Annotated in this window: 18 protein-coding genes; 3 read left to right on the forward strand and 15 right to left on the reverse strand. The window is 71.7% G+C overall.

Features of this window, described 5'->3' with window-relative positions; translation table 11 throughout:
* Positions 1-44: 44 nt before the first annotated feature.
* Together glgA and FE633_RS25005 are read right to left on the reverse strand one after the other, a co-directional pair.
* Positions 45-1,205, reverse strand: a complete 1,161-nt coding sequence (gene glgA / locus FE633_RS25000; protein ID WP_138047431.1) for a glycogen synthase — start codon at positions 1,203-1,205, stop codon at positions 45-47.
* An 81-nt stretch (positions 1,206-1,286) separates the two neighbouring features.
* Complete coding sequence (locus FE633_RS25005; RefSeq protein ID WP_138047432.1) at positions 1,287-2,024, reverse strand: (2Fe-2S)-binding protein; 738 nt, start codon at positions 2,022-2,024, stop codon at positions 1,287-1,289.
* A gap of 239 nt (positions 2,025-2,263) precedes the next feature.
* Between FE633_RS25005 and FE633_RS25010 the strand changes: the two genes are divergently transcribed.
* A complete protein-coding gene (locus tag FE633_RS25010; RefSeq protein ID WP_171060113.1) occupies positions 2,264-3,499 on the forward strand; it encodes a DMT family transporter in 1,236 nt (411 codons plus the stop codon).
* Between the two features lie 27 nt (positions 3,500-3,526).
* Here FE633_RS25010 and FE633_RS25015 read toward each other — a convergent pair whose 3' ends face one another.
* Complete coding sequence (locus FE633_RS25015; protein ID WP_138047434.1) at positions 3,527-4,714, reverse strand: transglycosylase family protein; 1,188 nt, start codon at positions 4,712-4,714, stop codon at positions 3,527-3,529.
* Positions 4,715-4,962: 248 nt separating this feature from the next.
* Here FE633_RS25015 and gndA point away from each other — a divergent pair, with 248 nt between their 5' ends.
* On the forward strand, positions 4,963-6,402 hold the full coding sequence (gene gndA / locus FE633_RS25020; protein WP_138047435.1) for an NADP-dependent phosphogluconate dehydrogenase: 1,440 nt from the start codon (positions 4,963-4,965) through the stop codon (positions 6,400-6,402).
* Positions 6,403-6,790: 388 nt separating this feature from the next.
* Here gndA and FE633_RS25030 read toward each other — a convergent pair whose 3' ends face one another.
* The 4 genes from FE633_RS25030 to FE633_RS25045 all read right to left on the reverse strand — a co-directional run bounded on the left by FE633_RS25030 (position 6,791) and on the right by FE633_RS25045 (position 8,737).
* Positions 6,791-7,468, reverse strand: coding sequence for an aspartate/glutamate racemase family protein (locus FE633_RS25030; protein WP_138047436.1), 678 nt, complete (start codon positions 7,466-7,468; stop codon positions 6,791-6,793).
* Between the two features lie 12 nt (positions 7,469-7,480).
* Positions 7,481-7,921, reverse strand: coding sequence for a GNAT family N-acetyltransferase (locus FE633_RS25035; protein WP_138047437.1), 441 nt, complete (start codon positions 7,919-7,921; stop codon positions 7,481-7,483).
* A 42-nt stretch (positions 7,922-7,963) separates the two neighbouring features.
* Complete coding sequence (gene panD, locus FE633_RS25040) at positions 7,964-8,392, reverse strand: aspartate 1-decarboxylase (RefSeq protein ID WP_138047438.1); 429 nt, start codon at positions 8,390-8,392, stop codon at positions 7,964-7,966.
* A 147-nt stretch (positions 8,393-8,539) separates the two neighbouring features.
* Positions 8,540-8,737 (reverse strand): hypothetical protein, encoded by a 198-nt coding sequence (locus FE633_RS25045; RefSeq protein WP_212747276.1) that lies wholly within the window; start codon positions 8,735-8,737, stop codon positions 8,540-8,542.
* A gap of 62 nt (positions 8,738-8,799) precedes the next feature.
* Between FE633_RS25045 and FE633_RS25050 the strand changes: the two genes are divergently transcribed.
* The gene (locus tag FE633_RS25050; RefSeq protein ID WP_246113825.1) at positions 8,800-9,243 is read left to right on the forward strand and encodes an FCD domain-containing protein; all 444 of its coding nucleotides are present in this window, start codon (positions 8,800-8,802) and stop codon (positions 9,241-9,243) included.
* Here the strand turns inward: FE633_RS25050 and FE633_RS25055 are convergent.
* From FE633_RS25055 to FE633_RS25090, 8 genes are all read right to left on the reverse strand, one after another.
* Positions 9,180-10,613 (reverse strand): FAD-dependent oxidoreductase, encoded by a 1,434-nt coding sequence (locus FE633_RS25055; RefSeq protein WP_138047439.1) that lies wholly within the window; start codon positions 10,611-10,613, stop codon positions 9,180-9,182. The two genes, FE633_RS25050 and FE633_RS25055, sit on opposite strands and share 64 nt — an antisense overlap.
* A 21-nt stretch (positions 10,614-10,634) precedes the next feature.
* A complete protein-coding gene (locus tag FE633_RS49290; protein ID WP_281291254.1) occupies positions 10,635-10,763 on the reverse strand; it encodes a hypothetical protein in 129 nt (42 codons plus the stop codon).
* Positions 10,764-10,779: 16 nt separating this feature from the next.
* Positions 10,780-12,819, reverse strand: coding sequence for an ATP-binding protein (locus tag FE633_RS47415; RefSeq protein WP_171060114.1), 2,040 nt, complete (start codon positions 12,817-12,819; stop codon positions 10,780-10,782).
* Between the two features lie 177 nt (positions 12,820-12,996).
* Positions 12,997-13,467 (reverse strand): SRPBCC family protein, encoded by a 471-nt coding sequence (locus FE633_RS25065; RefSeq protein WP_212747277.1) that lies wholly within the window; start codon positions 13,465-13,467, stop codon positions 12,997-12,999.
* A gap of 28 nt (positions 13,468-13,495) precedes the next feature.
* Complete coding sequence (locus tag FE633_RS25070; RefSeq protein WP_138047440.1) at positions 13,496-14,839, reverse strand: carotenoid oxygenase family protein; 1,344 nt, start codon at positions 14,837-14,839, stop codon at positions 13,496-13,498.
* A complete protein-coding gene (locus FE633_RS25075) occupies positions 14,836-16,284 on the reverse strand; it encodes an MFS transporter (RefSeq protein WP_138047441.1) in 1,449 nt (482 codons plus the stop codon). Before FE633_RS25075 ends, FE633_RS25070 begins: the two co-directional genes overlap by 4 nt.
* Before the next feature lie 562 nt (positions 16,285-16,846).
* Entirely contained in the window at positions 16,847-17,230 is a 384-nt protein-coding gene (locus FE633_RS25085; protein WP_138047442.1) for a cupredoxin domain-containing protein, read from the reverse strand.
* Positions 17,231-17,608: 378 nt separating this feature from the next.
* Positions 17,609-19,372 (reverse strand): fused response regulator/phosphatase (locus FE633_RS25090; protein WP_138047443.1); only part of this gene is annotated, 1,764 nt, incomplete at its 5' end.

Consider the following 19,372-nt stretch of genomic DNA (forward strand, 5'->3'; position numbering starts at 1 on the left):
GTTGAGCTACTTTCCTGAACTTCATCTGTCAGCCTGTCCGAGGGTCACCCCGGTTTGAGGATTTCCTCGTACAGCTGGACCGTTCGCCGGGCCACCGCGTCCCAGCCGAACTCCCGTACCGCCCGCTCCCTTCCGGCCTCGCCCATGCGTCGGGCGGCCGCTGGGTCGGCGAGCAGTAAGTCGAGGGCGCGCGCGAGCCGCGCCACGTTGTCCTCGGCCTTCTCCTCCACCGGTACGAGAAGCCCGGTTTCGCCGTCCTCGACGACCTCGGGTATCCCGCCGACGCGCGAGGCCACGACGGGCGTACCGCACGCCATCGCCTCCAGGTTGACGATGCCCAGCGGCTCGTACACCGACGGGCACACGAACACGGCGGCGTGTGTGAGGAGTTGGATCACGTCGGGCCGCGGCAGCATCTGCGGGATCCAGTACACGCCCGCGCGGACGCGGCTCAGTTCCTGGAAGAGTGCGCGGAACTCCTGGTCGATCTCCGGCGTGTCCGGGGCTCCCGCGCACAGGACGACCTGGGCGGCCGGGTCGATGTCACGTACCGCGCGCAGCAGTTGGGGCACGCCCTTCTGGCGGGTGATGCGGCCGACGAACAGGACGTAGGGGCGGTCCAGGTCCAGGCCCACGCGCTCGAGGACGTCCGTGCCGTGGTCCGGCTGGTACAGGGAGGTGTCGATACCGTTGTGCACGACGCGCACCTTCGCCGGGTCCAGGGCCGGATAGCAGCCGAGGATGTCCTCGCGCATGGCTCCGGAGACGGCGATCACGGCGTCCGCGGCCTCGACGGCGGTGCGCTCCGCCCAGCTCGACAAGGCGTACCCGCCACCGAGTTGCTCGGCCTTCCAGGGGCGCAGGGGCTCCAGGGAATGCGCGGTCATGACGTGTGGAATGCCGTGCTGCAGTTTCGCGAGATGGCCGGCGAGGTTGGCGTACCAGGTGTGCGAGTGGACCAGTTCGCGGCCTTCTAGGGCGGCGGCGATGGAGAGGTCCACGGAGAACGTGCGCAGCGCGTCGTTGGCGCCGTCGAGCGAGGACCAGGGCCGATGACGGACGACACCGTCCGCGGCGCCCTCGCCCCAGCAGTGCACGTCCAGATCGGTGAGGGGCCTCAACTCCCGGGCCAGGAACTCGACATGGACGCCGGCTCCGCCGTACACGTCCGGCGGGTACTCCCGGGTCAACAGTCCCACTCGCACCCGGAACCCCCTGTCTCAGCGGTTGGTTCTCTCATGGTCACCCAGAAGCGGCCTCCTGGGGAAGACCGCAGGGGTAGCCGATCATGATCGGCTCGGCGGACGCGTGAAACAACAGTCGCCGCACACTCCCCCACCTGGGATCCGGTAGTAGAGGCAGCAGCTGCGTCGCCGGAACGCCGTACCCTCGAGCGTGCCGGTGCCGCGCAGGTCGGGGTGGTCGAGGAGCTCGGCGGCCAGCTCGCGGGCCCGCTCACCCACGTCCTCACGGCCGTTGGCCCGGCCCCAGCGGTCGAGTTCACGCGCGGCGCCCGCGAGCGCGGAGCCCGCGTTGCCCCACAACAGTCCTGCGGAGACGGGGTGGCGGGCGCGCAGGGCAGCCGACAGTGCCTCGAGGTGACCGTGCTGTACGACCTGCCGGATCGTCGTCGCGTCACCGGGCAGGGAGCGCACCTCGGTCAGCCACAGGTCGTTCGGCGCGCTGCCGTCCGCGTCCCAGCGCAGCAGCCGCGGATCGAGGTCCGGCACCTGCCCGTACAGCACGGCAGCACCCAGCGTCACCGACCACAAGCGGGCTGCGAGCCCCTGCTGCGCCACGGAGACCCCGATCCGCATCTCGGGGGCACGGAGCAGCCGTACGACCTTGTGGACACGGAAAGCGAGCGGATCGGGCTCATCGGCGACGCTGCGTGCCGCGTACGCCTCTTTCAGCGTCGGCAGCGGCGGAAGCGGCGGCCGGCCGGTACGCAGCGCGAAGAAGCCGCCGAGCGCGGCGAGGCGGGTGAGGTCGGGGTCGAGATCAGAGCCGGTACCGGGGTCCACGAAACCAAGTAGACCAACTGGGCATAGGGGACCGATCCTGAGGGTTGTAGACCGTGTCACCCGACTTGGGGATGAGCGGACGCGAGTCGTACTCCATCGGCAGTAGGACCCAATGCCTGCTCAGGTACGACGACACGAACGTTCTCGACAGGCATCGTAATAACCATGAAAACCGACCGATCGCCGCGCCGGGCGCCCTGCCGACCGGAGCGCGCCCGCCACATACAGAGGAGGGACTCATGAGCGCCCTCGCACTGTCTGTGCTGCTCTCGCTCGTGTCCGCTGTTGCCTATGCCGGCGGCGCGATCGTGCAGGAGCGGGTCGCGGCGACGACGCCGGACCAGCCGTACGCTCCCATGCGCCAGCCCGCCTGGTGGGCGGCGGTGGGGCTCAACGGCCTCGGCGGACTGCTGCACGTCGTGGCGCTGGCCTACGGGCCTCTGAGTGTGGTGCAGCCGCTGGGCGCGCTGACCATCGTGTTCGCTCTCCCCATGGCGGCGCTCTTCGTCGGCCGCAAGGCCGGTGCGACCGCCTGGCGAGGCGCGCTGATGGCGACGATCGGTCTGGCCGGACTGCTCTCCCTGGTCGGCACGTCCGACTCGCAGTCCCTGGACAACACCCAGCGCATGGTGGCGGCCCTGGTCACGGGCGGCGCGGTGGTGGCGCTGATGACCGCGGCCCGCGCGGCACACCGGCACCCGGCGGTGCGCAGTGTGCTGCTGGCGGTCGCGGCCGGTGTCGCGTTCGGTATGTCGTCGGTGTTCACGAAGACGGTCGCGGTGGACTGGACGGGCGGCGTCTCCCCCGGTCAGCTGCCCAGCCTGGCGGCGATCGGTGTGCTGGCGACGGCCGGGATGATGCTGTCGCAGGCCTCCTACCGGGGCGCCGGTCTCGCGGCGCCACTGGCCACGCTGACGGTCGTGAACCCCGTGGTGGCGGCCGCGGTGGGCATCACGATGTTCGGCGAGAGCTTCCGCTACGGCACGACGGGCACCGCCCTCGCGCTGGCCTGCGGGGTCGTGGCCGCCGGTGGCCTGATCCTGCTGACGACGGAGCGGATCAGCAGCACGGAGCGTACGGAGCCGGTCTCTGCCGAGCCGGTCTCTGCCGAGCCCGTCCTGGTCATGCACCCGGACCACCCGGACCTATTGGACCTGGTGACCGAGGAGCCGGTGCTGCTGCCCGCGCAGACCGCCGTGGTGGATTCGCTGATCACCGCAGCGGCGGTGCGGGAGGAGGTCCCGGCGGCGGTGCGGGAAGAGGCGCCCGCGACGCCCGCCCCGGTGCTGGTGCCGACGCCGGTGTCCGTACGGGCCCACGCCCGACTGGCTCGCACCGGGCCGGGCGGGCTGCCGGGGAGCGGCGACGCACAGGACGGCGGGGTCGAATCACCTCTGCACCGTCCGTACTACGGCGGTCCCTTCCTGCCGATGCTCCCGGCGCCGCTCGTGGTCGGCTCCCGCGTCAAATCCTGACCTCGCGCGTCTCCCCTTCGACGCGCGTCACATTCTGACGCCGCCCGCGCGCAGATAGGCGACGGGGTCGATGTCGCTGCCGAAACCGGGCCCCGTCCGCACTTCGAAGTGCAGATGCGGGCCCGTGCTGTTGCCCGTGGAGCCGGAGCGGCCGATGCGCTGGCCGCTCACCACGTGCTGCCCTGCCTTCACCGAGATCGCCGACAGATGGGCGTACTGCGTGTAGCGGCCGTCGGCATGCCGGATCACCACCTGGTAGCCGAAGGAACCGCCCCAGCCCGCGGTCTCGACCTGGCCCGCGGCGACCGACTTGACCGCCGTGCCGGTGGGGACCGGGAAGTCGACGCCCGTGTGGTAGCCCTTCGACCAGGAGGAACCCGCGGCATGGTAGGGCGTCCCGGTACCGGCGCTGACCGGGGCGGTGAAGGTCTGCGCCGACGAGCGGGGCTTCTTCTCGACCTTCTCCTCGGCCTTTTCCTCGACCTTCTCCTCCGTCTTCCTCTCGACCTTCTCCTCGGTCTTCTTCTCGGTGGAGGTCGTTTCGGAAGCGGTCTTGTCGTCCGGTGTGGCCTTCGTGCGGAGGTTCAGGCGCTGGCCGGGGACGATCAGGTCCGGGTCGGTGCCGATGGTCTCGCGGTTGGTGTCGTACAACTGCCGCCAGCCACCCTGTACATGGCGGGAGTCGGCGATGCCGGAGAGCGTGTCGCCGCGGACGACCCTGTACATCTCGGCGGTGCCCGCCTGGGCCTGGGGTGTGGTCTGCGGCTGGACGTCGCGGACGGTCCGTCTGGTGGTCTGGGTCGAGGTGCCCGACGGATTGATGTCGGGGGTGTCGCCGCCCCGGGTCAGGCCCGCGCGCACGGAGCACGTCGGCCAGGCACCGGGGCCCTGGCCCTTGAGGACCTTCTCCGCGACGGCGATCTGCTGGTCCTTGGTGGCGAGGTCGGCACGAGACGCGTAGACCGTGCCGCCGAACGCCGCCCAGGTGGACTGGCTGAACTGCAGCCCGCCGTAGTAGCCGTTGCCGGTGTTGATGCTCCAGTTGTTGCTGGACTCGCAGGCGGCGACCTTGTTCCAGGTGTCCACGTCGGCCGCGTGGGAGACACCGGTGACCACGAGGGGCATCGCCATGCCGGCGCCGCCCGCCGTGACCGTGAGTGAGGCGCGGTTGATCCTGCTCGGCTGATACCGGCGGTGCCGGCCTCGTACGGCCATGGAGAATCCCCCTCGACATGCGTCAGCAGCGGCAAAAGTAAACGCAGCGAACAGGCCACCACAAGACGGCAATCAGCCGCTCTGTCCCGTCAAGTGACCAGGAATGCACCCCTGTTCCTGTGTCTGGTCCCCCGTCGGCTGAGGCAGAACGGCTCGCCGTGCGTACACACCCTCGGCAAGTCAGGATGGTCAGTGGGGCAATACTGACGGGCACCACCGTATTTTCAGGACCTATAGGAGCCAACCGAATGAGCACTTCAGCGCAGATCGGCGTCACAGGTCTCGCGGTCATGGGGCGCAACCTCGCCCGCAACTTCGCGCGCAACGGATACGCCGTCGCTCTGCACAACCGCACGGCGTCGCGAACGCACGCACTGGTCGAGGAGTTCGGGAGCGAGGGCGACTTCATCGCGACCGAGACCGCCAAGGAGTTCGTGGCCGCCCTGGAGCGTCCACGCCGCCTGGTGATCATGGTGAAGGCCGGTGAGCCGACCGACGCGGTGATCCAGGAGTTCGCCCCGCTCCTGGAGTCCGGCGACATGATCATCGACGGGGGCAACGCCCACTTCGCGGACACCCGGCGCCGGGAACGCGAACTGCGCGACCAGGGCATCCACTTCGTCGGCGCGGGCATCTCCGGCGGCGAGGAGGGCGCACTGCACGGACCGAGCATCATGCCGGGCGGCTCGCCCGAGTCGTACGCATCGCTCGGTCCGATGCTGGAGAAGATCTCCGCGAAGGCGGCGGACGAGGCACCCTGCGTCTCACACGTCGGCCCGGACGGGGCCGGTCATTTCGTGAAGATGGTGCACAACGGCATCGAGTACGCGGACATGCAGCTGATCGGCGAGGCCTACCAACTGCTGCGCGATGTGGCGGGCTACTCCCCCGCGCAGATCGCGGACATCTTCCGCACCTGGAACACCGGACGGCTCGACTCCTACCTGATCGAGATCACCGCCGAGGTCCTCTCCCACGTGGACGCGGCCACCGGAAAGCCTTTCGTGGACGTGGTCCAGGACCAGGCCGAGCAGAAGGGCACGGGCCGCTGGACCGTGCAGATCGCGCTCGACCTGGGTGTGCCGGTGTCGGGCATCGCGGAGGCGGTGTTCGCGCGGTCGCTGTCGGGCCACAAGGAACTGCGTGACGCTTCGCGCTCGCTCGCCGGGCCGAAGGCCACGCCGCTCGGCGAGTCCGAGGCGGCGGCCTTCGCCGACCAGGTGGAACAGGCGCTGTACGCCTCGAAGATCGTGTCGTACACGCAGGGCTTCCACGAGATCGCCGCGGGCAGCGCCGAGTACGACTGGAACATCGACCTGGGGGCGGTCTCCTCGCTCTGGCGCGGCGGGTGCATCATCCGCGCGGCGTTCCTCGACCGCATCCGCGCCGCGTACGACACCCGGCCCGACCTGCCGAGCCTGCTCTCCGACGACACCTTCGCCCAGGAGATCGGCGCGGCCCAGGACGACTGGCGCGCGGTCCTCGCCGCGGCCGTCCACCAGGGCGTTCCCACGCCCGGTTTCGCCGCGGCCCTCGCCTACTACGACGCCCTGCGCGCCGAGCGGCTGCCCGCGGCGCTCACGCAGGGGCAGCGGGACTTCTTCGGGGCGCACACGTACCGGAGGACGGACCGGGAGGGGTCGTTCCACACGCTGTGGGGCGGGGACCGGTCCGAGGTTGCGGGCTGATCGCTTCGCCCTGATCGCTTCGCGGTGACCCGCACCCCTCATGGGGAGCGGGTCACTGTTGTGTTCACCCCTCAGGGCTGCAGCGGGCCCGGCTTCGGGAGCGGTTCGGGGCCCGGAGGCTCGGGGACCGGGGAGGGGCTCGGGTCCGGTACCGGATGAGGCTTCGGGTTCGGTACCGGGTCGGGGAGGGGCTCCGGGCGGTCGGGGCCCGGGCCTGGCGGCTCGGGGCCCGGACCTGGCGGGGGCCCCGGTCGCGTGGGATCGGGGTTCGGGTGCGTCATGGTGTCCTCCAGCCATGCGAAACGTCGGCCCTGGACTCCTCCCACGCGTACCCGTGGGCGGCGCGCACACTCACCCCGTCGCGGGACCGAGGCGGGACCAGGTGGGCCTACGCCGTGCGCGCCGTCCCCAGCACGGCGGCCGCCCCGGCGGCCAGGCCCTGACGAGGGCTCGACAGGACCGGTACGGCGGTCGTGGTGAGGTGCTGGGCCGAGGTCATGGAGACCTGGGCCAGGATGATCGCGTCGGCGTCGGTGACCGTGTCGGCGGCGGCAGCGACCGCGCGTACGTAGGCGTCGGTGTCGCCTGCCCGGAAGTGGTCCCAGGCGTCGGCCACCAGCAGGGTGCGTGCGTCGACGGGGGTCCCGGCGCGGGCGGCCTCCTCCTCGACCAGGGCGAGCGTCGGCGCCAGTGTGCTCTCCACGGTGCCGATCACGACGACGCGCGGGCCGGCGGCCACCGCGGCGGCGGCCATCGGGCGGTCCACCCGCAGCACCGGCGCCCCGACGTCGGCGGCCTCCGCCACCCCGCCGATCGTGGAGCAGGTGCAGAGCACGGCCCCCGCCCCGTCCGCGATGGCCTTGTCCAGCACCGCGCGCACCTCGTGGGCCACGGCATCCGGCCCCTCGTCCCGCGCCCGCTCCAGGAGCTCCTCGACCACGATGTGCCGCAGCTCCAGCTCCGGGTGGGCGGCGTCACGCAGGGCTTCGAAGACGGGGATGTGGAGCGGCGAGGTGTGCAGCAGGGCGAGCGGCCCCTTCGGCTGAGATCCCCTCAGAAGTTCCATCAGTACCTATCCTCAGAATCGATCCGGATGCGCGCGCAGCCACTGCTTCGCCGCGTCGATCAGCCCCGGGTCGGCCGCCGGAGCCTCGTCCGGGTGGCGTTCGGCCCACTTCTCGACGTACGGGCAGAGCGGGGCGACCGGCACGTCCTCGCGGGCGGCGATGACGTACAGCTCGCGGGCGAGGGCGCCGGCGATGCCCCGGCCCTCGTGGGCGGGCTCCACGATCGTGTGGACCGGAACGAGTGCCCGTTCCGGGGCGTCGAGCACGAAGTACGCGATGTGGCCGACCACTTCGCCGCCCGCGCCCGGGGAGCCGGGGCCCGGAGGGCCGGAATCCGGGGAGCCGGGATCCGCGGAGCCGGGATCCGCGGAGCCGGGATCCTCGGAGCCGGCGTCGGCGTACGCCTCCAGGCGTCCTCGGTCCCGGTCGTCGCGGATCGTGATCTCGCTCATGAGCTCTCCGTGAGTTCGGGGGTGAGGGGCAGACGGCGAGAGTCAGACGGTCGCGGCCGCCACCGCCTGCGGGCTGCGCCGCGCGTCCGAGCCGGGCACCGGCTCCGAGGGGTCCGCCCCGAGTGCCACGATCCGGTTGTCGGCGTCCACGTGCACGACCCGCGGCCGCAGCGCACGGGCCTCGGCATCGGAGACCTGAGCGTAACTGATGATGATCACCAGGTCGCCGGGGTGCACCAGGTGGGCCGCCGCACCGTTGATGCCGATGACACCGGAGCCGCGCTCACCCTCGATGACGTACGTCTCCAGCCGGGCGCCGTTGGTGATGTCGACGATGTGGACCAGCTCGCCGGGCAGCAGGTCGGCTGCGTCGAGGAGGTCGGCGTCGATGGTCACGGACCCGACGTAGTGCAGGTCGGCCTGGGTCACCGTGGCACGGTGGATCTTGGACTTGAACATGGTTCGAAACACGGAGAAACTCCCGTTCGGTCTGCTCCCTGCCTGCTCGTTGCAGGTCAAGGGCGGTCTCCGGAGCGTACAACGATTCGCATGTCCGGTCAGCTGTCCCCAGGTGTTTGCTCAGCTTCGGCTTCCGGGGTCGGCACACTGAAACCGCGTTCAGGTGCTGTCGTCAGGTGGGGCGGCGAGCTGGAGGATCCATGCGCCCCAGGCCGCGTCGGCCCGTCGTTCGGGCAGTTCCAGCAGCGTGGAGACCGTGAAGATGAGCCCCGTGGCGAAGAACGTGCGCACCTGCATCGCGTCCGCACCCGTCAACCGGCCGATGGTCGCTTGGAGTTGGAGCTGCCGCTGCCTCACTGCCTCCCGCACTGTCGCGTCGGCCGTTCGAGCCGGCCGCGCTGCTGGAACCGGGCTTCACCGTGGACGCCGAGGCGTTCGCCCGGCACCGGCAGCAGCAGGAGGCCCTCCTGCACGGGGACATCCTGCTGCTGCCGCGGGCCGAGCTGTTTCAGGTCAACGCCTCGTTCCACGAGATGCTGGTGGGCTGCTCCGGCAACCAGTTCCTGTTCGAGGCCGTACGCAGGCAGAACCGGCTGCGCCGCCTGATCGAGTACCGCCACCAGATCGACCGCTCCAGGCTCGCCAACCAGGCCCGGGAGCACCTCAGGCTCCTGGACCTGGTGGAGCGCGGGGATCTGAAGGAGGCGTCCGCGTTCCTGAGCGCGCACCTGGACAACGTGCGGTCGATAACCAGTGGTCCGGACACCGGCAGCCGTCGCGCCGCCCGGCCCTCAGGGACTCATGTGGCCGCGCCGGCGACCGCGGTGAGGAGCTCCGCGCGTGAGGGGCCCGGATCGGAGTAGCGCGGCGCCCTACGGCCGAGTTCGGCGACCTTTTCCGCCAGGCCGGGATCGGTGAAGGTCTCCTCGGCGGTCGCCAGCAGCGATCCGATGTCCGCGAAGGCCCGCAGCAGTTCGGGGTCCCGCAGCTTGGCGGTGTCCAGCGCCCTCCTGAAATGCCAGTCGCGGTCGTCGGTCTCGTACGGGACCGGGACGTCGCGTGTGGCGGCGTCGATCTCGGCGAGCCGGTGCCGGTCCCAGTCGGCCAGGCCCTGCTGGATGGGGGCCAGGGAGGTCCGGGTGAACTCGTCGAACCGCAGGGCGAGTTTCTCCGGCTCGTCGGGGTCCGCCGTGCGCAGGAGGTCACGCAGGGCGGTGGCGTGCAGGGCGCCCATGGACATGCCCAGGCCGAAGAGCGGATTGGTGGTCGCCCAGGCGTCGCCGATGCTCAGCACGCCGGTCGCCGCCGGCCGGCCGCCGATCACGAACCGCCGGTGCCTGCTCTCCATGCCGGACATGGCCATGATCTCGCTGATCGGCTCGCCGTCCTCGGCCAGATGCGCGACGTCGGGGAACAGCGCCACCGCCCGGTGCCAGGCGCCGGGTTCACGCAGCCCCCGCAGCGCGCGGTCACGGCGGGACACCCCCACGGACAGCGCCCACGTCCCTGCGTCGCCCTCGATGGCGACGGTCGTCAGGCTGTCGTAGTGGCCCACCCGCCAGACCGGCATCTGGGGCAGCTTGCCGTCGGTGGAGCGGAAGTACCGGGTGTAGGCGAGGAATCCGGTCTCGGCCCGCTCCTCCACCGGTCCGGGCGCGCCGAGGTCCCGGAGCATCCCGCCCAGCGGCGAGTTGCGGCCCCCCGCGTCGACGACCAGGTCGGCGTGCACGGCCACGCCTCCCCGGGTGAGCACCCCGGCGACATGCGGCCGCCCGGGCACCCGCTCGTGGCCGGTGAGGAGTGCGGAGACGGCCGTGTCACGGCGGGCGGTGAGCCCCGGGGTGCGGGCGGCCTCGGTGGAGAGCGCGGCTTCGACGACCGGGCGCCGGGCGGCCATCATGGCGAACCGCTCGTCGCCCGGACGCCGCCCGCCGATGGCGTCCAGACCCCACGCGCCACTGAGCAGATTGCACGGCACGCCGCCCAGCGCCGTCAGCTCGGACACCACCTCCGGCAGTTCGTTCACCAGCGTCCGGAACGCCGCCGGCAGCAGGAGGTGCGGATGCCGGAACTGGCCGACCCCGGGTCGCTCCGACGCGCCCCACGCCTCTTCCGCACCGCCCCGGGGAGCGCCCGGATCCCGGTCGAGCACCGTGACCCGGTGCCCCTCGCGGGCCAGCAGCAGCGCGGCCGTCATACCGACGGGCCCGGCTCCCACCACAACTATGTCCATCTCAGTGCCTCCTGGTGTCGATCAGCGACAGGAGCCACCCTCGTTCCGCTCGCTGCTCACCCACCAGACAGGTCCGCTGCCCGCAACTGCCCGCACCTGCTCGTCGCTGCTCACCCCGGTCACCACGGTCACCACGGTCACTGCGGTCACTGCGGTCACTGCGGTGTCAGCGGGCGTCCGTCCCGTAGATCTCCCGACGCCACAGCGCGTCGCAGACTCGCGCGATGCCCACGCTCAGGTGTCTGCGGTACGTGCTGAAGGGCAGCCCCAGCCGCGCGGCGACCGCCTCCTGGGTGGGCGCGCCGCGCACATAGGTCGCCGCCACCGCCCGGTGGTACTTCTCGCCGCCCCGCTCCGCGCGCAGCGCGTCGACGGCCTCGGCCAGCAGGTCCGCCAGTTCGGCTCCCGGCCCGGCGGTCAGCCTGCTGCGGGCGAGCGGGTTCAGCGCGAGATCCTCCGCCCGGGACAGCTCGCGCAGTGCGTCCCGTACGGCGGTGTCGAACTCCGGCCGGGACAGTACGGCGTACTCGGCGCTCTGCCCGGAGACCGCGGCCGGCTTCTCCGGGGCACCGGCCACGCCCGACAGCATCAGCCGGGTCTTCTCCTCCGCCCACGTCCGTATCGAATGTGCCCGCCAGTCGATCGTGTACAGGTCGTACCTGAGATGTCCGACCCGCGGTCGGTCCGCGATCGTCGTCAGGCCGAGGCTCGTCAGATAGGGCCGCCAGAAGTCTCCGGAGCGTATGGCGACGTACATCCAGGCCAGCCGCCCGTCGGCGCGGGCGACCTCGGCCACGGCCCGCCATTGGTGGAGGTCCTCGACCGGAGAGATCTTCGGGTAGCGCGGCGAGGTCACGGAGAAGCGGGCCATCGCCAGATGCTCCCCGTCGCGCAGCGCGGCCGTGCTCCGGGTGTGCGACCAGGCCGCCGCGACCACGGGATCGACGTCCTCGCCGCACGGCTCGGTCAGCCGAAGCCAGGCCGAGAAGCCCACGATCTCGCCGTCCCGCGCGGTACGGCAGACCCGGAACGCCTCCGGCTGCCGGCCCAGCCAGAAACGGGCGGCGGTCGCCGAATCGGGTCCTTCGACCTCGGTCACCAGGTCCAGAACCGTGCCGTGGTCCGCCGGTTCGCAGGCACTCGACACCACCTCGCCGCCGCGCCAGCTGTTGTAGTCGGCCATGTACCGGTCGGTCCGGTACAGGTACATGAACGCGCCCACGGCGGGGAGCATCCCGCTGTCGGGAGCCGACCGGATCTGTTCGAGAAGGTGGAGGCTGAGCCGGCCGTGCAGCTCGGCGTACCCCTCGGGGTCACGCCAGCGCAGGTCCGCCTCCAGCACCTCCCGCACGACGTCGTGCGGGAACAGGCCGTGCCGGGCGGACTCGACGAAGGGCAGACCACGCAGCCAGGCGAACATCGGCGCCGCTTCGTCCCCGAGGACGGCGCGCAACAGCGTCTCGGTGGTGACGTACGCGCGGGCGCACACTTCCAGGGCCCGGCGGTGCACCGGAGAAGGGACCTCACCGATCAGCCGGGGCAGCAGGGTGGCGATCGCGTCCCGGCTGGGCTCCCAGCCCGCCGCCCCCGCCGCGTCCCGGACCGCCACCGCCGCCGCGAGCGCCAGGGCGAGCGGGTGCCCACCGGTGAAGGCCAGCAGGGCGGACCGCGTACCCTGCGGCACGCCACGGGCGCGCAGGAAGGCCGTTGCCTCGTCCGGGGCGAGGTTGCGCAGAGCCACCGTGCGCAGCAGATCCGCCCACCCCGGGTCGGACGTCCACCCGGCGTCGGGTGGCTGCCGTCCGGCGACGACCACCAGCGCGCCGACGGGCAGCCGGACCAGGAACCGGTCCCGCAGCCAGCCTTCGAGCCCCTGGCAGCGCTCGAAGGTGTCGACGAGCAGGACGGCTCGCTCGTCGGTGAGCACCGCCCCGGCCTCCTTCTCGAACGCCTCGGGCGCGGGCTCCACGAGCCGGCCGTCGACCTCGACCACCTCACGTCCCGCCGCCCGTGCCTCGGCGGCGAACTGGCGCAGCAGCATGGACTTCCCGATGCCGCCGGGCCCGTGCACGTACAGCACCGCGGGTGCCTTCCCGTCGCCGGACAGCGCGGAACGGAAGACGCCCAACTCGGCCGCCCTCCCCGCGAAGACGCGGTCTCGCGCCTGCTGTACCCGGTCCCCCACCCTGCTCGGTCCACCACTCATGGAGCCCCCCTCTCCCCGGCCGCCTGCCGTACGGCCAACGGCGGCAGACTCACACCCTGAGGGCCCGTCAGCAAACTGACGGGCCCTCAGGGATGGCTGGAAACAGGCGACTTCGCGGTGGTCAGCGGCCGAGCTGACAAGAGCGGTCGAACTGGCCGCGCGGAGAGCGGGGTTCGGTCATGACCGCTCGGCGGCGGTCTTCAGGGCTTCCAGCCAAGCCAGGAGCGATCTCTCCAGGGCCGCGCGCATCCCCTCCGGGTCGGCCTCCACGGGGGCCCCGGCCCAGGATTCGAGGGTGGTGACAGCCGTCGGGCCCCTGCCGCCGGTGGCCGGCTCGAAGATCCAGACGTGGACTCCCTCGATGCCATGGGCCGGGCCGCCCCACACGGTGCGGCGCAGCGGCCGTACTTCCATGATCGTCGAGCTGATGCTCAGGCCAGCCGTCTCCCAGTCGAAGACGCTGCCTTCGGCGAAGTCCCCGGGCAGGTGGGCCTTTTCGATGCCCAGGTTCCAGGTCGGCCAGGCATTGACGTCGGTGTGCAGGGCCCAGAGGGTTTCGGGGGTGGCGTCGATCGTGGTGGTCAGCTCGACGATGACGGGGGCCGAGCGGTCGATGTCCTTCACGGTTTCCTTCTCTCCAATTTCCAAGTGGCGTCCTCGGAGGTTCTACGAGGCGTCAGTCCCGGTCCGCGATCCAGGAACCGTGGATTCCGGCGGCGACCCGGCGCGGCAGGTGCACGGTGGCGACGGGCCCGGTCGTGATGTCGGTGGCGTCCAGGACGAGGAGCTGGGAGGCGTCCGCGTGCAGGTCGCTGACGACGGTCAGCAGATAGCCGTCATCCTCCGAGGTGCCGTGCTCGGCAGGTACGAACACCGCCTCGCTGGGCAGGCGTCCGTCGCCGACGTTCCTGAGGGAACGGGCGCCGGTGGTCCGGTCGTACTTGACGACGCCGAAGTTCCCGACGCCCCGGTCGTCCGGGAAGGAGATCGCGTACTGGTAGCGGTGCCGACGGCCGGCCAGCTCCTCATTGATCGTGGGGAACTCCACGACCAGGTCGTCGACGATCCGTTCGCGAACGGTGCCTGCTGTCAGGTCGACGACCCACTGCCGGTTGAACGAACGGGAGTTGGGGGTGGCCCCGCGGCCCGGTGCCCCCACCCACCAGTTCCAGGAGCGCCGGAAACCCTCCCGGTCCACGGTGGGCCCCTCCAGTACGACGCGGCCGCGGTCGTCCTCGTAGGCGTTGGCCGCGTGCAGCATCGATCCGGGTTCGATGCCGAACCACCGGACCTGCGCGGCCCCGCCCTCGCCGCGCGGCAGCACACCGATCCGGGCCGGCTGTTCGTCCTTCCAGGCGTAGGGGATCCCCGAGGTCTCGGTGGGGTCGAAGGTCACCGTTCCCTCGACGAAGACCACGTACCGCTCGGTGAGGGCGAAGTCGTGCTTGAGCGACGCACTGGCGCCCGGCACGTCCTCGCTGCGGATCAGTTCCCCCTTCTCCGAGGCGATGTGGTGGGTCAGGTAGGGCGGGAACGGCGAGGAGCTGAAGAAATGGAGTTCGCCGGTGGCCGGGTCCTGCTTGGGGTGGGCGGTCATGACGTTGGTGAGCTTTCCGTCGAAGTCGTACGGCCCGACCGTCTCCAGCTCCGTTGTCAGCTCGAAGGGCAGGTTGGACTCGCACAGTGCCAGCAGCCGGCCGGCGTGCTCGATGACGTGGGTGCCCGCGGTGCTGGCCGTCAGGTCCAGGCCCTGCTCGGTCATGTAGGGCGCTCCGTCCAGCGCCGGCGTGCGGACCCAGCGGTTGCGGTACCACTCGGCGCGCCCCTCGCGCAGCCGGATGCCGTGCACCATGCCGCTGCCCTTGAACCAGTGGGTGGGAGTGACGCCCGGTTTGGGGTTGTGGCCGTTGCGGATCAGCCGTCCGGACAGTTCGGGGGGCAGATGTCCCTCGACGCGCAGGTCATGGGCGGTGATCTCGTCGACGTGCGGGGTGTAGTGGCCGGTCAGATAGGGCTTCATGAAGGTTCCTTCTCTGCGATCGGTTTGCTGGTACGGGTGTTGGCGCGGGCGTCGATCCTTTGATGGGCGCGCGCATCGATCCTTTGATGGGCGCCGGCGCCGATCGCGGCCAGCACGGCGATGACGGCCGCGCCGACGAGCGCGCGGCGGTAGCCGTGCGCCAGGGCTACCGGGCCTGCGCCAGCTGAGGCGGCCGCCGGTGCGGCGAGGGAGCCGAGGACCGCGAGGCCCAGGGCCCCGCCGACCTGCCGCGTGGTGTTGACGAGCCCGCCCGCCACCCCCGTGTGCCGTACGTCCACGCCGGTCACGCCGAGCGCGGTCAGGGGCACGAAGGCGAGACCGAGGCCGAGGCCGATCAGCACGGTCGGGCCGAGCAGATCGGTCAGGAAGGCGCCGTCGAGCGGAAGGCGGGCCAGCCAGAACAGTCCCCCGGCAAGGAGCACGAAGCCGGGCACGAGCGTTCCGCGTAGCCGTCCGGCCAGGGCGGAGGCCGCCATGAGGGCCGCGGCCAACGGGAGTTGGGTGAGGCCGGCCGTCACCGGCCCGTGGCCGAGGACCTTCTGTTGGTAGAGCGGCAGGAAGAAGAAGGTGCCGAGCCACACCATGCCGAGCGGCAGCATGAGCAGGTTGCCCGCCATGACCGACCGGTTGCGCAGCAGCGCGGGAGGGATCAGCGGGTTCTTCGCGCGGCGTTCGATCGAGACGAGGTTCAGCAGCAGGAACACCCCGGCCGCCGGCAACAACACGCCGAGGACGGTGGACCCGCCCCGTGTGCCGAGGCCGTACACCACCAGGACCAGGCCGGCGGTCATGACGAGAGACCCCGGCAGGTCGAGCGGGCCGGTTCGGCCGCGACTGTCGCGGGGGACGAGGCGCGGCGCGGACAGCAGCACGGGAACGGTGGCGATCGCGCTCACCGCGAAGACCGACCACCAGCCCAGGGCGTCGGTCAGCACCCCGCCGAGCAGCACTCCCGCCGCGCCGCCCGCCGCCGAGGCCACTCCCCACAGGCCGAGCGCCCTGCCGCGGACCCGGCCCGGCGGGGACTGCGCGAGCAGGAGGGCCAGAGCGGCCGGTGACGCAGCGGCGGCTCCGACGCCCTGCACCGCCCGCGCGGCGATGAGCGGGCCCGCCCCCGTGGGAATGCTCGCCGCGAGCGATCCGGCGGCGAACAGGGCCAGCCCGGCGAGGAAGACCCCGCGGCTGCCGAACAGGTCGGCCAGCCGTCCGCCCACCGGCAGCAGGGCGCCGAAGGCGAGAACGTAGGCGCCCACGACCCAGGTCAGCCCGGCCTGCCCGGCGCCGAGATCACTCCCGATGGCGGGCAGCGCCACGTTCACGACGGACGTGTTGAGAACGACGAGGAACTGCGTCGCGGTGAGCAGGGCGAGTACGGCACCGGAGCGCTGTACGGGTGGATACGGCAGGGGTGTGAGAGCACGCATGACGGCCTTCCAGTCGGCTCAGTCGGCTGACGGACAGCCCGGGACCCCCGGTGGGGCTCCCGGGCTGTCGATCGCGTCGGCGCTGCCCATGCTGTCCCGGCTCGCGGGGCGGGCCCCAGGTCAGTCGGCTGCTCACTGGTGCTCAGTGGTACTCACTGGTGCTCGGTGGTGCTCGGTGGTGCTCGCCGATGGCACGTTGCGGCCCCACCCATCGACGTACGGTGTGTGATGCCGTGTCGATGTGTCGCACACCCGGGGGACTTGAGGGGATGGCGATGGGGCGGGTGTCCGGCAGTCTGGCGGAGCGGCCGACGAGGCCCGCTGCGCGAGGAGCAACTGCGCATCTGCGTCGAATGGATCAGGTCCAGGTGCTGGGCTGGTGCTTCATCCTCAGCCCCGACGCCGCGCCACCCCTGCTGGAGAGGAACGCATCACCGGGCTGCTGTGGTCGACCACGATGACAAGGTCCTCGGAGTGATATCCGAGACCGATCTGATCCGCCGTCAGGCCTGCGGGGACGTTGGGCATGGCCCGGGCTCGGCGCCCGTTTGCCGCTTGAACCTCAGCTCACGGTGAGAGTGCCCTTCATGTTCGGGTGGATCGTGCAGATGTAGGCGTAGCTGCCGGATGCGGACGGTGCGGTGAAGGTGGCGGTTGCGTCGCCTGCGATGTTGCCGGTGTCGAACGCCTTGTCCCCGGCGGTGACGGTGTGCGGGACGGAGTCGCGGTTGAAGACGGTGATCTTCGTTCCGGGGCGGACGCGAAGGTTCGCCGGGGTGAAGGCGAAGTTCTCGATCACGATGCGCGCCGCGGCGGGGCCGGCACTGGTCGCGGCAGGCGGGGTGCTGGTCGTGTCCGGGCCATTGCCGTTGCCGCCATTCGAGCAGCCGACCAGGGCGAGCAGGGTGCAGGCTCCCCCAAGTCGGGCCCGGCCGGGCTGCTGCATGAGCGCCCGAAGGCGAGTGCGCTGGACCGGGCCGACTCCCGTTGGCTTGGAGGGCCCTGGCTGCACTGGCCGCGGGCCTCACCTCCGCACCGCCGGCCGCGCACCGCGTGCTGGAGGAGGCCGGCGGACAGCTTCCCACGCAGAAACCAGCACCCTGGACGCCCCCGATGTTCACAGCATCGCCGTCGCAACAGCCCTTGCCTGGCTTGCGATCCCGGATCCCGACCCGGCAGACCCCCAGGTCCTCGAATGGATCACGCGTATGGATCACCGCCTCAACCCCAGCCTGAGCCCCCAGTACACGGGCCTTCAACTGGAGGCGAGCCAGCCCTCGGCTCGCCGGGCATGTCCTGGCCCGCTACGACTCCGAGCTCAGCCTCATCCCGCGCCTGCGCCAGCGGTCGGTTGTATGGCACTTCCGTCAGTCTGCGGGTCGCCGGTTCGACACGATGGTTCGGCGGTGGCGGCGAGCAGGGCGGCGTCGTCGTCGACCCGGTCGGGGGTGTTCAGTAGTTCCAAGGCCCGTTCGGTGATCTGCTGGGGGTCGGTGCGGGCGGCGGCGGGCAGCGCGCCGCAGGTCTCGCGCAGGGCCGCCAGGCCGTCGTCCAGGGACAGCGCCCGGTTCTCCAACAGGCCGTCGGTGTACAGCAGCAGGCTGGTGCCCTGCGGGAACGCCACCTCGCGGTCGATTGGGGTGCTGCCCAGTCCCAGCGGCAGCGCCGGGGGCAGCTCCAGGTAGGCGGTGTCGGCGGCTACCAGCAGGGGCGGCAGGTGCCCGCTGGCGGCGTAGCGCAGGCTGTGGCGGTGGGGGTCGTAGACCGCGTAGAGGCACGTGGCGAAGCGTTCGGTGGCGAGCGACCGCAGGTAGGCGTCCAGCCTGGTCAGCACCTGGGCCGGGCCGGCGCCCTCCAGCGCGAGGCTGTGCAGGGCGGAGCGGAGTTGGCCCATCACGGTGGCCGCTTCCACGTCGTGGCCCATGACGTCGCCGATGGCCAGTCCCACGGCGCCGTCGGGCAGGGCGAGCACGTCGTACCAGTCGCCGCCGACCTCGGCGCCGCGGTTGCTGGCCCGGTAGTGGGTGGCCAGGCGCACGCCGGGCACCTGGGGCAGGCGGTGAGGCAGCAGGGCGCGCTGCAGGGTCAGGGCGAGGCGGCGCTCGTTGTGGTAGCGGGTGGCGTTGTCGTAGGCCAGGGCCAGGCGGTGGGCGAGGTTCTCCAGATACTTGTGTTCGACCGCGGAGTAGCCGCCGGTGTGCCGGACCAGTACCAGGGCCCCAAGCGTCTGGTCGTGGGCGTGCAGCGGCAGGGCCAGCACGGCGGCGGGCGCCGGGTGTGGGCCGGCTGGGGCTGGCGCGGTGTCGTTGATCGCGTGGGTGGCGGCGGTGGCCAGGGCCTCGTGGGCAAGGAGGGGGGTGCCGGCGATGTATGCCGGGGGCGACTGCGCCGGGGCGGGTGCCGCAGGGGTGAGGTGGATGCTGATCTGGTCGGCGAAGTCGGGCAGCAGGATCTGGCCGGCAGTCTGCAGGATCTGGTCCGGGTCGAGGGTGGCGGACAGCCGCAGGCCCGCGTCGGCCAGGGAGGCCAGCACGGCCAGCTGGTTGCGGGTCTCGGTCAGGACCTGCTCGCGCAGCCGGAACAGTTCCAAACCGGTGCGGACGCGCGCCAGCAGCTGGCGCGCGGAGAAGGGTTTGGCCAGGTAGTCGTCGGCGCCGGCGTGCCGGCCCTGCACGGATTCCTCCTCGCCGGCGCGGGCGGTGAGCAAGACGATGGGCAGGCGGGCGGTGCGCGGGTCGGCGCGCAGCGCTCGGACCAGCTCGAAGCCGTCCATGCGGGGCATCATCACGTCGCTGAGCACCAGTTCCACCGGCTGGGCCAGGGCCGTCTCCAGGGCGGCCCGGCCGTCGGCGGCGAGCAGCACGTCGTAGTCGGGCTGCAGGAGCTGGTTGAGGTAGGCGCGCATGTCGGCGTTGTCGTCGACGACCAGCAGGCGGGCCCGGTGGGGGCGGTCGGTTTCGTGGGGGCCGGGGGCGTGCTCCGCGGCGGCGTGCGGGGTGCGTGCGGCGGAGGTGGCCGCGGCGGGGACGGGGTCGGCGGCCAGCCAGCCCAGCGCCTCGTCCACATAGGCCGCGGCGCGGCCGGGCCG

The organism is Streptomyces montanus, assembly GCF_005786655.1.
Taxonomy (GTDB): Bacteria; Actinomycetota; Actinomycetes; order Streptomycetales; family Streptomycetaceae; genus Streptomyces; species Streptomyces sporangiiformans.

What these genes read in the sequence shown, in the direction of transcription:
- FE633_RS25030 (WP_138047436.1), bottom strand. Translation starts at nt 7,468, where the DNA reads ATGGAACTTCTGAGGGGATCTCAGCCGAAGGGGCCGCTCGCCCTGCTG.
- FE633_RS47415 (WP_171060114.1), bottom strand. Translation starts at nt 12,819, where the DNA reads ATGAGTGGTGGACCGAGCAGGGTGGGGGACCGGGTACAGCAGGCGCGA.
- FE633_RS25075 (WP_138047441.1), bottom strand. Translation starts at nt 16,284, where the DNA reads ATGCGTGCTCTCACACCCCTGCCGTATCCACCCGTACAGCGCTCCGGT.
- gndA (WP_138047435.1), top strand. Translation starts at nt 4,963, where the DNA reads ATGAGCACTTCAGCGCAGATCGGCGTCACAGGTCTCGCGGTCATGGGG.
- FE633_RS25085 (WP_138047442.1), bottom strand. Translation starts at nt 17,230, where the DNA reads ATGCAGCAGCCCGGCCGGGCCCGACTTGGGGGAGCCTGCACCCTGCTC.
- FE633_RS25015 (WP_138047434.1), bottom strand. Translation starts at nt 4,714, where the DNA reads ATGGCCGTACGAGGCCGGCACCGCCGGTATCAGCCGAGCAGGATCAAC.
- FE633_RS25010 (WP_171060113.1), top strand. Translation starts at nt 2,264, where the DNA reads ATGAGCGCCCTCGCACTGTCTGTGCTGCTCTCGCTCGTGTCCGCTGTT.
- FE633_RS25055 (WP_138047439.1), bottom strand. Translation starts at nt 10,613, where the DNA reads ATGGACATAGTTGTGGTGGGAGCCGGGCCCGTCGGTATGACGGCCGCG.
- FE633_RS25035 (WP_138047437.1), bottom strand. Translation starts at nt 7,921, where the DNA reads ATGAGCGAGATCACGATCCGCGACGACCGGGACCGAGGACGCCTGGAG.
- FE633_RS25070 (WP_138047440.1), bottom strand. Translation starts at nt 14,839, where the DNA reads ATGAAGCCCTATCTGACCGGCCACTACACCCCGCACGTCGACGAGATC.